We start from the raw sequence: 14,873 nt of genomic DNA on the forward strand, positions 1-14,873 counted from the left end.
AAAACGGTTTGTTAACAGGTGTTTAGCGGGTTAAACAAAAAAGGCTGGTTGCAAAACCAGCCTTTTTTGAAAGGGTTAATAACCAAATATGGTCTTGAGGTCGGGCTTAGATACCGTTCCGTACTTTTTTAAGTCTTCGTCGCTCACTCTTTTTTCTGAAGCAACTATACAATAAGTGTATGGTTTATCCTTCAGTTCTGTATCGTGAAAAGCTTTAACATCGGCAAGGCTGAGTTTACTGCTTGCCGCAAAAGTGTTTTTCCGGATATCGTAGTTTAATCCTTTTTGTTTCGCATCCAGGTAATTAAACAGGATATCGTCCTGGGTAACGCGTTCGGTCTCAATAGATTTACGAACGTTATCACGCGCAGCAAGCAATCCCTTTTCAGACTCAGGCATGTTGTTCAATAACTCGTTCATCGCCTTTATGGCATCGTTCATCTTATCGGCTTGGGTGCCCACATAGGCCACAAACGTATCATTTTGCCCCATCTTTGATGCCTGGCTATAGTATGCATAGGTAGAGTAAGCCAGCGCCTTTGATTCGCGGATATTCTGGAATACAATTGAACTGATTCCCCCGCCGAAATAGTTGTTCAGCAGGTCGGCCGTGGCAGTCTTTTCTGCATCGTAGGGTTCTTCGTTGCGTATCCAGTTTATCTCGGCCTGTACCATGTCGTAATTGGCAAAAAGCACCTGGTTTTCTGCAGGTTTCACACGTGTAAATTTCTTTGCAAGCGGGTAAGCGGTAAAAGTTGCAGGCACTTTGTGCAGCTTAGCCAGCGTTGCGCCTGTTTGTACAGCTGTTTGAGGGCCATAGTACAGGGCAATGTGCTTGTAATTGGCCAGGCTATGTAAAATATCAACCAGGTCCTGTGCTTTTATGTTGTCAAGTTCTTCGTCGGTAAGTACATTATTGAAAGGGTTATTGATGCCGTATTGCGCATAATTAACTAAGCCCTGCATAATGGCACTCTTATTTAATTTGGCGTTCTCTCTTGACTTTTTCAGGCGGACTTTGTAGCTGGCAAGTGCTGGTTCATCTGCTTTGCAGTTGGCCAGCAGGTTCTCAAATAGTGCTACGGTAGCATTAAAGTTTTCCTGAAGACCGCCTATGTTAACAGTAGTGTATTCGTTGCTGGTGCTGATGTTAAAGGTAGAAGCCAGCTTGTAAAATGCCTTGCTGATGTCCTCCGAGCTCATTTTATCGGTACCTAAAAACTGAAGGTAGGAGGCAGCGTAAGGCAGCAGCTTATTGTTCCAGCTGCCCATATCAAAACGGTAGTACAGGCGGAAAATACTGTTGTCTTTATTTTGTACCGATAGCAGATCAACCGGGCCAGCCTTTGCACGTTGGATGTCTTTATCGTAATCCAAAAACAAAGGTTTAATAGGGTTAGATGGTAAAGCGTTTATCGTTTTTACAAAGGCCGACTGCTCACCTGCGTTCACCTCCACAGGCGTAATAGGTGGTTTTTCTACTTTAATTACGTTCTTATCTTCGCCCTGGCGTTTGTACACAATCACGTAATTGTTATTGTTTAGGTACTTGTTGGCAAAGGCCACAACCTGTGCTTTAGTAACTTTGCTCAGCTCGCTTATGCCAGCCACGTCTACCCGCCAGTCTATACCCGACGTGAAATCGTTCATCAGGTTACCTGCGCGTTGACCGTAGCTTTCGTTTTGTTCAATAATTCCTTTTTTCTGGTTGTTTACTATGGATTGTACCAAATCATCGGAGAACTGGCCTTTCTTCAGCTTATCAATCTCGGCCAGCATAAGTGCTTTCACATCATCAAGAGACTGCCCTTTAACCGGGTTGCCGCGCAGCATCAGCGCGCTATAATCTTTTAATATATATGGGAATGCAGATGCACTCAGCAGCTTTTGTTTTTTGGTAAGATCAAGGTCGAACAAGCCGGCTTTGCCATTGGTAAGGATAGAACCAACCAGGCTTAGCATACGTGCATCTCTCGTGCTTGCGCCAGGGAAGCGGTAAGCAATAGTAAGGTTCTCCGGGTTAGGACCGTAAACCTCCCGCTGAACGGGGCTGGTGATAGGAGCCTCGGGCGCGAAGGTGTAAGCAGGAACGGTTTTAGGCTTCATGTAGCCAAAGTGCTCGGCCACTTTCTTGATCATCACGTCCGGGTTGAAGTCGCCGGCCAGGATCACGCCCATATTGTTGGGTACATAGTAATCGTAATAGTACTTGCGGATGGCTTTAAGTGAGGGGTTCTTGAGGTGCTGAATAGTACCAATAGTAGTTTGCTTACCATAGTTGTTGTTAGGGAACAATGCTTCGAACATCGCTTCCTGCGCTTTGCGGCCGTCGTTATCCAGTCCGCGGTTCTTTTCCTCGTACACGGCTTCCAGTTCTGTATGGAAAATGCGCAGTACGGGCTGGCGGAACCTTTCCGCTTGCAGCGTAAGGAACTTATCTACTGCTGAACTTGGGATATCTTCGGTGTAAACGGTTTGCTCAAACGAGGTGAACGCGTTACTGCCCTGTCCGCCCATAGCGGCCATCATTTTATCGTATTCATTAGCAATAGCAAATTTCGCGGCCTCGCCTGAAGTTTTGTCTATTTCTTTATAGATCTCTTTACGTTTAGCCTCGTCTGTAGTAGAGTTATATTGTTCATACAAGTCATCTATTTTATCCAGCAAGGGCTTTTCTTTAGCCCAGTTAAGCGAGCCAAATTTGTCGGTCCCTTTAAACATCATGTGTTCCAGGTAATGCGCAAGGCCGGTATGATCGGCAGGATCTGTCTTGCTGCCTGCTTTTACGGCAATGTAGGCCTGTATGCGCGGTTGTTTGTTAGTAGGGCTCAGGATAACGGTAAGCCCGTTCTTAAGCGTGTAAAAGCGGGAGTGAGTTGGGTCCCCGGTTACGTACTTGTAAGTGTACCCTCCGGAAGTGGCCGTTTTCCAGGCGTATTGGGTTTGTGCTGCCAGCCTGGCCGAGTAGGCGCCGACAAGCAAAAGGATAAGGGTTAGTTTGATTTTCATAATAGTTACTAAAGCAATAAATATATTAAATATGAAGGTATTATTGCTGGTTAAACTAAAATATTAGTGAATAATGGCGGTATTGAACTTAAACAAGAAAGGCCACGAAGCTGCGCTTCATGGCCTTTGAATTATGGTTTATCCTGATCTTTTAGGAAGCCGTTTGTGTTACGCCCACAAATTAGCAGGGTAAGTACCGTTAGCTACCAGTTCAGAAATATTTTTTTGAACGATTGGCTTATCTTCTTTGTAAGTTACGCCAAACCATTTGGCACCTGTAGGGATAACTTTGAAAGATGCTGTGCCGTTTTTAATCAACTCGTCGGCAACCAGCGGGATAAAGAATTCCGCTTTAGGATTGCTCTTGTTCTTTTCAACAAACGCTTTGAACATTGGCTCGCTTTGTTTGAAAACCGCAGGTGTAAAACCCCAAAAGTTCATTGATACACGGGTATCACTTGATAACGGGAATTCCTGCCCGCCTTCTTCGTAAACTACCGATCTGTCTTCTTTAAAATAAACATTCAGGCGTTCGTTTATTGCTACCATGTTGCCGTCTTCTACCTGGCACACGCCGCGAGATACTGATCCGTGGTCGCTAAGGGTGCGGTCTACCTGGTAGCCAATAAGTGAGTACTTGTCATCAGCAGCTTCAGTGGTCAGGAACTCCGCCATCTTTTGGAAAGCTTCAAAGCCGTAGAAGTCGTCGGCGTTAATTACGCAGAAAGGCTCGTTTACCTGGTTGCGTGCAGCTAAAACAGCATGAGCGGTTCCCCATGGTTTAGCGCGTTCAATTTCTTCGGTAATACCAAACTGGGTAAGGTCGTAGCTTTGGAAAACGTAATCAGTTTCAACTTTACCGGCAAGCTTTGGCTCGAATATTCCTTTAAAGTTATCAAGAAATTCTTCGCGGATGATGAAAGATATTTTTCCAAAACCTGCTTTTATAGCATCGTAAATAGAATAATCAATAATGGTTTCGCCATTTGGACCGAAGCCGTCAACCTGCTTCATGCTGCCATAACGGCTGGCCATACCTGCGGCCAGGATTAATAATGTTGGTTTCATAGTTTTAGTAGACTTTTGTTGTTAAAGTAGGGGTCGGTATCAAATGTTTGTTTTATTATTTTATATATCTGAAATCTTGTCCTGCTTGTATCGATAGCAGTGACTCATAGATCAATCGTATCACATTATCCACATCTTCTTTGTGGATCATTTCTACGGTGGTGTGCATGTAACGCAGCGGCAATGATATCAATGCCGATGGCACGCCATCGTTTGAGTAAGCAAATGCATCAGTATCTGTACCAGTGCTGCGTGATGATGCCTGGCGCTGGAACGGAATGCCGGCTTTTTGTGCCGACTCAATCAGGAGCTTGTTTAAGTTATTTTGTACCGCGGGTGCATATGAAATCACCGGGCCTTTACCGCAGCTGAGGTCACCCTGAGTGATCTTGTTGATCATCGGCGTATTGGTATCATGCGTAACATCGGTAACAATTGCCACGTTTGGCTTTATGCGGTGCGCTATCATTTCGGCACCCCTTAGGCCAATTTCCTCTTGTACAGCATTAACAACGTACAAGCCAAATGGTAACTTAATGTTGTTCTCTTTAAGTAAGCGTGCCACCTCGGCTATCATGAAACCTCCAGCGCGGTTATCCAGCGCACGGCCGACGTAATAACGGTCGTTAAGAACCATAAACTCGTCCTCATAGGTAATTACACAACCTACGTGGATGCCAAGCTTTTCTACCTCTTCTTTGCTTGTGCAGCCGCAATCCAGGAAAATATTCTTCAGCGTCGGGGCTTCCTCTTTTTCGCCGCCCAAACGGGTGTGAATTGCCGGCCATCCAAAAACAGCTTTTACAACACCTGTCTCTGTATATATATTCACACGTTTAGACGGTGCGATCTGGTGGTCAGATCCCCCATTACGGATAACATAAATAAGGCCGTCGTTTGTGATATAGTTTACAAACCAAGATATCTCGTCGGCATGTGCCTCTATTACTACCTTGTACTCGGCAGTAGGGTTTATCACGCCTACAGCAGTGCCATAGTTATCAACGTAATAATCGTCTATATAGGGTGTTATGTAATCCAGCCACATCTGCTGGCCCTTCCATTCAAAGCCGGTAGGCGAAGGGTTATTGATATATCTTTCGAAAAACGCGAGAGAGTTCTCTGTAACAATCGCAGGTTTCTGCGCAACTTCTGTTTTCTTTTTAGCCATTTGTATATGTATGCGGCCAGGGTGGCCAAGCACAAATATAGTAAAGCAGTTTAAATAGGCGTAACAACCTTATTAACGTTATGGAAATTTAACGCAATATTTAATAATAGCTTAACACTGCAAAGCTCAACTTTGCCCCGTTAATAAATAAGATCAGTTAAGTTAAGGAAAGGTCGACGGCGCAAGGCAGTCGACCTTTTTATTTTAGGAAAGCATCTTCTCCATTACAATGTAGTCTATACCCTTCCTATTAAATACGGCTCCGGTCTGACTAAACCCAAAGCGTTCATAAAACCCTGTGGCCGACAAGCGGGCATTGCACCATAGCCTGGTGCAGTGTTCCTGCACCACAAAATTCGTAATATATTTTAATAATTGTGTGCCTACTCCTGTCTTCTGCATATCGGCGCTTACCGCAAATTTTCGGAACTGCCAATCCCCGGCATGTTTAAACAATGATACCACCGCCACCAGCTTATTATCTGTAAAGGCGCCAAAGTGATACCCATGGTTATCTTCCTCCATCTCCATGTTATGCTTGTACTCGCCGGGATAAAGGATATCCCGCCGCAGTTGCCAGGTGAGGTGTGGGGTTATTTGTTCAATGGAAAGCATAGCAATTTAATCTAAATTCTACTACTACAGCGGTATATTCCCATGCTTTTTTCTTGGATTATTCACCACTTTGTTCTCCAGCATCTTAAAGGCGTTTATAAGTTTTATGCGGGTATCCGCAGGGGCAATTACTTCATCAATAAAACCACGTTCGGCTGCACGGTAGGGGTTGGCAAATATCTCGGCATACTGCTGTTCCTTTTCTCGCCATTTTGCTTCCGGGTCTTCTGCTGATGTTATCTCGCGTTTAAATATGATCTCGGCTGCCCCTTTGGCACCCATAACAGCTATCTCCGCACTTGGCCAGGCGTAGTTCATGTCGGCACCAATGTGTTTGGAGTTCATAACATCATAAGCACCGCCGTACGCTTTGCGAGTGATTACCGTTATGCGTGGCACGGTAGCTTCGCAGAAGGCATAAAGCAGTTTGGCACCGTTGGTAATAATAGCGTTCCATTCCTGGTCAGTCCCTGGCAAAAATCCTGGTACATCTTCAAAAACAAGCAGCGGTATATTAAAACTATCGCAGAAACGTACAAAACGCGCACCCTTGGTAGAAGAATTGATATCCAGCACGCCAGCTAAAAATGCCGGCTGATTAGCGACTATACCTATACTGCGACCAGCCAGGCGTGCAAAGCCTACCACAATGTTCTCTGCAAAATCTTTATGTACTTCCATGAATGATCCCGCATCTATCACCTCATTGATGATCTCGCGGATGTCGTAAGGCTGAGAAACATTCTCCGGCAGTATGTTTGTAAGTGATGCACGGACTTCATTTTGTGGTTGGTAAGGCAGGGATGGTGCACGGTCCTCACAATTTTGAGGCATGTAGCTCAATAACTGTTTTATGTGCTTTATGGTCTCTATCTCGTTAGCGCAGGCAAAATGCGTTACCCCGCTTTTAGTAGCATGAGTATGTGCGCCACCAAGTTCTTCGGAAGTTACCACCTCGTGTGTTACAGTTTTAACCACGTTAGGGCCGGTGACAAACATATAGCTGGTATGCTCTACCATTAATATAAAGTCGGTTATAGCAGGTGAGTACACTGCACCCCCTGCGCAGGGTCCCATAATGGCTGAGATTTGTGGCACTACGCCGCTGGCCATTGTGTTGCGATAGAATATATCCGCATAACCGCCGAGCGATACCACACCCTCTTGTATACGGGCTCCTCCGGAATCATTTAAACCTATAAGGGGAGCACCGTTTTGAATAGCCAAGTCCATTATACGGCATATTTTTTCGGCGTGCGTTTCTGATAACGACCCGCCAAATACGGTGAAGTCCTGAGAGAACACGTAAACGGTGCGGCCGCTAATTGTACCATAGCCTGTTACTACACCATCTCCGGGATATTGCTCTTTTTCCATCCCGGTATCAGTAGAGCGGTGCGACACCAGCATGCCAATTTCCTGGAACGATCCTTCGTCCAGCAGAAAATGGAGCCGTTCGCGGGCGGTTAGTTTTCCTTTTTTATGCTGACTTTCTATACGGGCGTTGCCGCCGCCCTCCAGCGCTTTTTGGCGCTTCTGTTCAAGTATTTCTAGTTTTTTGTTCACTGTAGCGGTTTATTGAGGAGCGTTAAAATTAGTAATTTAATTGTAAGAACACTTTTTAGCATTTTTTACTTTAACCTATGTTACTATATTTGCAGCGGATGAAAAGTAAAGGTTTAAAACTTTCTGTCGTGGTACTGTTTATGAGCATCTTCATCGCGAAGATGGTCATCTCTATCGCGCCAGCTTTTTTAAGCCTCGACAACAAAACGGTAAGTGCTGTTATCATGCAGCTGGAGAATGAGACCAAATCTGAGAAGGAAGATCCAAGTAAGGACACCTTTAAAGAAAAGAAGTCATTCGACGAAACCTGCCTGCACTTTACCATCTTTCGGCCTTTTATAGTCGAAGTCAATATCCTGCACAATCAGGAAAACTCTCTTTACACACAGGTATATCATCCTGTTGTACCCACTCCGCCGCCCAACGTTTAATTACTTGTTGCCGGTTTGCTTTAGCATACCGGTAGCTTAGCTGTACCTGTAGGGGCATGGTATGCCATGTGCTTTTTGGTGCCCTTTCAGGCTTTCACAGCCCATCTTCCATTTTTAATTTATTTTATCTATATGCAACTTAACAAGGGCGCGATCTCTTCAGAAGATCTCAACTTAAAAAAGTATTTCTTATCTAAAAACCTTAAAAAGGACCTGCCGTCCAGCGTGGTTGTCTTTTTGGTAGCATTACCATTGTGCCTTGGAATTGCACTGGCATCAGGTGCGCCGTTATTCTCGGGACTACTTGCCGGCATCATTGGCGGTATTGTTATTGGTACCTTAAGTGGGTCGCAACTAAGTGTAGCCGGACCTGCTGCCGGGCTTACAGTTATTGTATTAAACGGTATAACCAAGCTTGGCTCTTTTGAAGTATTCCTGCTGGCGCTTGTTATAGCAGGCGTGTTGCAAATGCTGCTTGGCCTTATAAAAGCAGGTACCATTGCCAATTATTTCCCGTCGCCGGTGATTGAAGGTATGCTTGCCGCAATTGGCATTATCCTCATCATGAAGCAGTTTCCGCATGCTGTTGGCTATGATGCTGACTTTGAGGGTGACGAGGGCTTCGAGCAAACCGATACCCACAATACCTTTTCCGGCGTACTTGGCGCGCTGAACAAGATAAATTATGGTGCAGTGATCATCAGCCTGGTGAGCCTTGCGTTCATGATCTATTGGCCTAAGGTTAAGAAGTTAGCCCTGGTGCCGGCACCTCTGCTGGTAGTAATTGCAGGCGTGATCCTGTCTGCCGTGTTCGCCGGAACGAGCCTGGCATTGCAGGAAAAGCAAATGGTTAGTATACCTGTAATTGGCGGTGCGAGTGAATTTTTCGGCTTGTTTAAAGGCCCTGATTTTAGCGCTATTGGCCGTAAAGAAGTTTGGGTAGTGGCAGGCACCATTGCTGTTGTTGCCAGTTTGGAAACTTTATTAAGCCTTGAAGCTGTAGATAAAATAGACCCTATAAAGAGAATATCACCTACGAACCGCGAACTGCTTGCTCAGGGGGCTGGCAATGTAGTGAGCGGTTTGCTTGGTGGTTTACCTATGACAGCAGTTATCGTACGCTCGTCGGCAAATGTTAACTCCGGCGCCCGTACAAAGGTAAGCGCAATTGTACATGGCATATTGCTGCTGCTGTCGTTGCTGTTTATACCGCGGTTGATCAACCATATCCCGCTTTCATGCCTTGCTGCTATCTTGTTGGTAACAGGTTATAAACTGGCACGGATCAGTCTCTTCCAGCACATGTGGCATAAAGGGTTAAATCAATTTATTCCTTTTGTGGTAACCCTGGTAGCTGTTGTTCTTACCGACCTTTTAATAGGGGTAGGTATAGGAATGCTTGTAGGTGTATTTTATATACTTCGTACAAATCTTCGTAATCCATATTTCTACCGTATTACATCACATGGCGATAAGAAGACCATCAGCATAAGGCTTGCAGAAGAAGTGTCATTCCTAAACAAGGCTGCCATACAGGTAACACTTACCAGCTTACCGGCAGGCACCGATGTCATTATAGACGGATCAGCCTCCCGTTACATTGATCCGGACGTGTTGGAAATCATTCATAATTTTAAACACAATGCCTATACAAAAGGCATAATAGTACAACTGCTTGACATTAAGGAAAAGTATGACATTCCGCCTTTTAAAGAACTAAAGTATCAACCCGATCAACCGGTAGCGGTATAGTTACTGGTTTATGAAAGATAATAATCATGGCCTGGGTACTTTTTAGTTGTGTTCTGTGATTGATAGCCCGGTCTGCGGCCATGCAGCCGGGTTTTTTAGAAGTCCTGTTTAGCAGGATTTTATAACTAATGTTAAATTCGCAGCTGTTTGGAAGCTTAACATAAGCCCAAAAACAGTTAATTAGATAATCCTTTAAAAAACAATAACATGTGTGCTCAAAACTTAATTCACGACACTAGTCACATCACTTACGAAACTTTACTGGATGGTAACCGCCAGTTTGTGGAAAACGCACTTAAGGAAGACCCTGAGTACTTTACCACTCTTGCTAACGGCCAAAAACCACCTGTACTTTGGATAGGCTGCGCAGACAGCCGCGTACCGGCTAACCAGATCACCAATACCAAACCGGGCGAGATATTCGTGCATCGCAATATTGCCAACATGGTGATACACACCGACATGAACATGCTAAGCGTGCTTGACTACGCGGTTAACGTATTAAAGGTAAGGCATGTTATCGTAACAGGCCATTATGGTTGCGGCGGCGTACTAGCCAGCATGACCAACAAACAATTCGGGCTGATTGACAATTGGCTGCGCCACATTAAGGACGTTTACCGTGTGCATGCTGCCGAACTGGATGCCATTGAAGACGAAACCGAGCGTGGTAACCGCCTGGTAGAGCTTAATGTAATAGAGAACGTTAACAACCTTTGCAAAACCTCTATTGTACAAAATGCTTGGCAAAACGGCCAGGAGCTTAGTGTACATGGTTGGGTATACAGCCTGGCAACTGGTATTATTAACGACATGAAAGTAAGCACCAGCAACAACACTAATATGGACGAAGTGTTCAGGTTTAGCGCTGTGCGGTAAATAGCCCAAACGTTCAAAAGCGTTCAGGTTTTTTTGTGCCGGGCACTTTTGACGGTTTTTTTAACGCCTGATCTTTTTTGCCGAAAAGCTTTAAAAAAAGCATTGTTAAGGCTGTTTTTTGATCAGTTTCTATTCAGTAACCTGCAAAAACCGCAGTAAAAAAACAGGCAATTACAACATAAATTTGCATTCTCGTTTTTTATTACAGGTGTAAATGACAAACAGAAAAGGCTTCCATAAGGAAGCCTTTTCTGTTATATTAAAGTTCCCCTTTTAGGGGGCGGAGGGGGTTACCGCTCCGGTGTCAAGAACGGGTACCTGTAATCCTTAGGCGGATTAAAGGTTTCTTTAATTGTTCTCGGAGACACCCAACGTAGCAGATTGATCATGGAGCCTGCCTTATCGTTGGTACCACTGCCGCGGGCGCCGCCAAATGGCTGCTGGCCTACAACCGCACCGGTAGGCTTATCGTTAATGTAGAAGTTACCCGCAGCATTGCGCAGCTTGTAGGTAGCATCAGCGATAGCGTAGCGGTCCTGGGATAGTATAGCGCCGGTAAGCGCGTATATAGATGTTTTGTCGATCGTCTGCAGTATCTCGTCCCATTGTTCGTCCTCGTAAACGTAAACCGTTAAAACGGGGCCAAACAGTTCTTCGCACATGGTTACGTAGTAAGGGTCCTGCACCTGCAGTATGGTTGGCTCTACAAACCAGCCCTGGCTCTTGTCGTAATTACCACCGGCAATCACTTTAACACCTTCGTCGGCCTTGGCCGCGTCAATGTATTTAGCCAGCTTATCGAAAGATACTTCGCTGATAACCGCGTTGATGAAGTTCTCAAAATCTTCAACCGGGCCCATCTTAAAGGTAGCCATCTCACGTTGCACATGTTCTTTCACGGCAGGCCAAAGCGATGCCGGGATGTACGCCCTTGAAGCCGCAGAGCATTTTTGTCCCTGGTACTCAAACGCGCCGCGAAGCAGGGCTACTGCAACCGCATCGGCATTGGCGCTTGGGTGGGCAAGCACAAAGTCTTTACCACCGGTCTCGCCTACAATGCGTGGATAGGTTTTGTATTTATGTATGTTGGTGCCAATGGTTTGCCATATATGCTGGAAAACCTTGGTAGAACCTGTAAAGTGTATACCTGCAAAATCAGGGTGGTTAAATACCACGTCGCCAACTTCCGGTCCGTCTGCATAAATCAGGTTAATCACCCCATCAGGCACACCGGCTTCTTTAAATATCTCCATTATAACTGCAGCGGCGTATACCTGGGTATCGGCCGGTTTCCAAACCACTACGTTGCCCATCATGGCGGCGCTTGCAGGCAGGTTGCCCGCAATGGCAGTAAAGTTGAAAGGCGTAAGCGCGAATACAAAGCCTTCCAGCGGACGCTGTTCTACGCGGTTCCAAACACCTTTGCCTGATACGGGTGGCTGCTGCTGGTAAATCTCGGTCATGTACTGCACGTTAAAGCGCAGGAAATCTATAAACTCACAAGCCGAGTCAATTTCAGCCTGGTAGGCGTTCTTACTTTGGCCCAGCATCGTGGCCGCGTTTAGCTTGTAACGGTACGGACCAGCTACCAACTCGGCAGCCTTCAGGAATATGGCTGCGCGTTGTTCCCATGGCAGGTTCTCCCAGTCGGCCTTTGCTGCAAGTGCAGCATCAATGGCGGCGGTAACATGAGTTTTATCGCCGTAATGGAAAGTACCCAGCAGGTGCTTATGATCATGCGGCGGGCGAAGCTCCATTAGCTTGCCGGTGCGTACTTCCTGGCCGCCAATGTACATGGGTATATCTATTTGCTTAGCGCGTGCTTCGTCCAAAGCTGCCTTAAGCGCTGCACGTTCCACACTGCGCGGACCGTAGTTTAAAACGGTCTCGTTAACAGCAGGCGGCACATTAAAAAATCCTTTTAGCATAGGGTAATTATTTAAGAGTGCAAAGATAGGGCTTTTGCTTTGGATGTGCGAATGGGGGATAGATGAGCGGTATATTTGTGACGAAAGAGTTGCAGTTTAGCATGCGGCTAGTTGGCATTATGCCGAACTTGTTCGTTGATACATTACACTGCTTTCAGGTATGTTTATGGCGCTTACAGGGCTAGTGCGATTATGTGTTGTAGTCTGCTCATTGCCGCGGTGGCTTAGTTACTTTTTCTTGATAAAAAGTAACCAAAAATCAAGACAAAAAAAAACTTCCACCCACAGGCGTTTACCCCGGCCCGGTTTTTCGTCAGCCCTGCTTGAAACTCGTGTCTATTTTAGCAGTTGCTGCCCGTTGTTGGTGTTGTCACCAACAACTAACCCAATGTACTCTTACCTATACAGCTTCTTATTCACTATCTTATCTGCGTAATCCTGTATAAAGGCTTTGCAATCTGTCATGCCTTTGTTCATTTCAGGGTTGGGCGTGCTGGTCATCAGGTTTTTGGTGAGGCCTTTATCATCAGCGGCAAAAATGCCGGTAATAGCTTTCCCATCAAAAATGTAGTTATAGTTGCCTTCCATAAAGTGGTATAAGTTACCCTGCGAATTTATTACCCTGGGTGTTTCGGTGGGCAGGTTGCTTACCAGGCTCCTTCCCCAGGAACGGATCGGTTTGTTGTAGCCAATCAAGTCCACCAGTGTGGGATAGATATCTATTTGCGAGGCAAGATCGGTACGTACGCCCTGTAATTGAAATGCTTTATTAGCGCTGTAAAAAAGTATAGGTATGGCAAAGCGGTTTACGGGTTTACTGTATTCGGGGTAGTAGGTGGCGTTGGTGTGGTCTGCCGTAATTACAAAAACGGTGTTGTTGAACCAGGGCTGTGTTTTGGCATAGTTAAAAAACCGTCGAAGAGCATTATCGGTATACTGTACGCATTTGTCAATAGTTAACGGGCCACCTTTAAAGCGGGCCTTGTACTTGTCGGGTATGCGATCGGGCTCGTGCGACGAGAGCGTAAACACGGTAGACATGAACGGCTGTTTTTGCGTGCCCATGGTTTTACCCACGTATTGCAAAAAGGGCTCATCCCATATACCCCAGGTGCCATCAAAATCCTTTTCGTTGTTGTATTCTGTACGGCCATAATATTTTTTAAAGCCCAGTATGTTCGCAAATCCCTGGAAGCCCATGGAACCATTGGCAGCCCCGTGGAAGAACGATGTTTGGTACCTCATGCTGTCGCATACCGATACGATGGATTGTATGCGCTGCTTGGCGTATGGCGAAGAAGTAAAAGCCGTTTGAAAAGAAGGTATACCTGCCAATATAGATGACATGGCATGTATAGACTGCCTGCCGTTGGCGTAGCCATTGTTGAAAATAAGGCTGTGGTTTGAGAGCGAATCTAAAAAGGGCGTGTAGGAAATAAACCCCGGTATACCTGCGTCCTGGTTCATGCTGCCCCAAAACTCACGGGCCATGCTTTCCAGTATAATGACTACCACGTTAGGTTTAACCGGGCGAACGCTGTTGTACTGCTTTATAGGTTTAATGTTGGCATCAATATAGGCTTCATCCGTCCAGTGCTGTACCTTAAAGTTGTTGGCAGTGAGTGTACGTATAATAGCAAATGGCGTGTTTAATACGATGTCGCCCTGGTTTGGCGCGGTGACATGCCTGTAGGCATCTACCATATTTATTGGCCTTGTGCTATGCTTAAAATCGCCCCTTATACCACCCACTGCAAGCGCCATGATAATTAACAACGCGGCGGCCGAAAACGAGAAGTATGCCAGCCTTGGCCCGGTAACAGCCGGTTTTACTTTAACACGATAATAAAGCCAGTACCATAAAGCGCAGCAAAGGAAGTATATAACTATTATGTACCAGTATTCGGTTATGAAACTTACCAATAAGAGTGCCTTGTTGCTCTCGTTAGTAAGTACATCAAGCGATGCCCGGGTAGATCTTACCTGGCTAAAACGATAATATATGATGTCTACAAAGTTGGTTGCGTAGAAGATAAAGTTGGTAACGAAGTATAGTATCGCCAGCCCTTTTTGGTAGCCTTTGCTGGTGTTTACCGTAAGCGGTAAAATACTTAGTACAATAAACAGGATGTTGATGTACAGCAGCGCCGTAGTGTCAAAAGCTAATCCATAGTAGCAAAGCTTTACAAGTGTAGCGGTGCTTTCTACAGCAAACAGGTTGGTATTAAAAGCAAAAAACAGTATACGGCATATAAAATAGAAAATATAGCCAAGCAGGAGGCGATAGGCCAGCGCCTTTAATTCTGTAGTTCTGAAGTTAAATCTCATCGTTTATTAGGGGCTAACCCATGCCGGCAAACTCAAAACAAGGGCTTTACGGCCGGTGTAATGCGCTTTAAAACAGGATGGTATTACAGAGCGAATCTAACCAAAAAACATTTATTGTTAAGGCTT

The 14,873-nt window shown here is 45.5% G+C and carries 10 protein-coding genes; 3 read left to right on the forward strand and 7 right to left on the reverse strand.

The annotated features are described in order from the left end of the window. Positions 1–75: 75 nt before the first annotated feature. The 5 genes from AC59GT_RS04175 to AC59GT_RS04195 all read right to left on the reverse strand — a co-directional run bounded on the left by AC59GT_RS04175 (position 76) and on the right by AC59GT_RS04195 (position 7,429). Positions 76–3,009 carry a M16 family metallopeptidase gene (locus AC59GT_RS04175; RefSeq protein ID WP_497236459.1) on the reverse strand — a complete coding sequence of 978 codons (2,934 nt, stop codon included), beginning with the start codon at positions 3,007–3,009 and terminating at the stop codon, positions 76–78. 168 nt (positions 3,010–3,177) lie between these two features. Next, the gene (locus tag AC59GT_RS04180; RefSeq protein WP_497236460.1) at positions 3,178–4,077 is read right to left on the reverse strand and encodes a nucleotidyltransferase family protein; all 900 of its coding nucleotides are present in this window, start codon (positions 4,075–4,077) and stop codon (positions 3,178–3,180) included. 55 nt (positions 4,078–4,132) lie between these two features. Further along, positions 4,133–5,248: a M42 family metallopeptidase gene (locus tag AC59GT_RS04185; RefSeq protein WP_497236461.1), complete on the reverse strand. Its 1,116-nt coding sequence runs from the start codon at positions 5,246–5,248 to the stop codon at positions 4,133–4,135. Positions 5,249–5,452: 204 nt separating this feature from the next. After that, on the reverse strand, positions 5,453–5,863 hold the full coding sequence (locus AC59GT_RS04190; protein WP_497236462.1) for a GNAT family N-acetyltransferase: 411 nt from the start codon (positions 5,861–5,863) through the stop codon (positions 5,453–5,455). A gap of 24 nt (positions 5,864–5,887) precedes the next feature. Continuing rightward, complete coding sequence (locus AC59GT_RS04195; protein ID WP_497236463.1) at positions 5,888–7,429, reverse strand: acyl-CoA carboxylase subunit beta; 1,542 nt, start codon at positions 7,427–7,429, stop codon at positions 5,888–5,890. A gap of 98 nt (positions 7,430–7,527) precedes the next feature. On the opposite strand from AC59GT_RS04195, the gene AC59GT_RS04200 reads away from it, so the two are divergent. The 3 genes from AC59GT_RS04200 (at position 7,528) to can (ending at position 10,491) form a co-directional block, all read left to right on the forward strand. Then, positions 7,528–7,860: a hypothetical protein gene (locus AC59GT_RS04200; protein WP_497236464.1), complete on the forward strand. Its 333-nt coding sequence runs from the start codon at positions 7,528–7,530 to the stop codon at positions 7,858–7,860. A 132-nt stretch (positions 7,861–7,992) separates the two neighbouring features. Then, positions 7,993–9,612, forward strand: coding sequence for a SulP family inorganic anion transporter (locus tag AC59GT_RS04205; RefSeq protein WP_497236465.1), 1,620 nt, complete (start codon positions 7,993–7,995; stop codon positions 9,610–9,612). A 207-nt stretch (positions 9,613–9,819) separates the two neighbouring features. Then, positions 9,820–10,491: a carbonate dehydratase gene (gene can / locus AC59GT_RS04210; RefSeq protein WP_497236466.1), complete on the forward strand. Its 672-nt coding sequence runs from the start codon at positions 9,820–9,822 to the stop codon at positions 10,489–10,491. Positions 10,492–10,781: 290 nt separating this feature from the next. Here the strand turns inward: can and pruA are convergent, their stop codons facing one another. After that, entirely contained in the window at positions 10,782–12,419 is a 1,638-nt protein-coding gene (gene pruA / locus AC59GT_RS04215) for an L-glutamate gamma-semialdehyde dehydrogenase (protein WP_497236467.1), read from the reverse strand. Between the two features lie 396 nt (positions 12,420–12,815). Continuing rightward, positions 12,816–14,747, reverse strand: a complete 1,932-nt coding sequence (locus AC59GT_RS04220; RefSeq protein ID WP_497236468.1) for an LTA synthase family protein — start codon at positions 14,745–14,747, stop codon at positions 12,816–12,818. Positions 14,748–14,873 lie beyond the last annotated feature (126 nt).

The organism is Mucilaginibacter sp. 320_HR (assembly GCF_059691875.1).

Bases quoted from the DNA above. Each gene is read 5' to 3' on its own strand.
- AC59GT_RS04175 (WP_497236459.1), bottom strand. From the start codon at position 3,009: ATGAAAATCAAACTAACCCTTATCCTTTTGCTTGTCGGCGCCTACTCG.
- AC59GT_RS04180 (WP_497236460.1), bottom strand. From the start codon at position 4,077: ATGAAACCAACATTATTAATCCTGGCCGCAGGTATGGCCAGCCGTTAT.
- AC59GT_RS04185 (WP_497236461.1), bottom strand. From the start codon at position 5,248: ATGGCTAAAAAGAAAACAGAAGTTGCGCAGAAACCTGCGATTGTTACA.
- AC59GT_RS04190 (WP_497236462.1), bottom strand. From the start codon at position 5,863: ATGCTTTCCATTGAACAAATAACCCCACACCTCACCTGGCAACTGCGG.
- AC59GT_RS04200 (WP_497236464.1), top strand. From the start codon at position 7,528: ATGAAAAGTAAAGGTTTAAAACTTTCTGTCGTGGTACTGTTTATGAGC.
- AC59GT_RS04205 (WP_497236465.1), top strand. From the start codon at position 7,993: ATGCAACTTAACAAGGGCGCGATCTCTTCAGAAGATCTCAACTTAAAA.
- can (WP_497236466.1), top strand. From the start codon at position 9,820: ATGTGTGCTCAAAACTTAATTCACGACACTAGTCACATCACTTACGAA.
- pruA (WP_497236467.1), bottom strand. From the start codon at position 12,419: ATGCTAAAAGGATTTTTTAATGTGCCGCCTGCTGTTAACGAGACCGTT.
- AC59GT_RS04220 (WP_497236468.1), bottom strand. From the start codon at position 14,747: ATGAGATTTAACTTCAGAACTACAGAATTAAAGGCGCTGGCCTATCGC.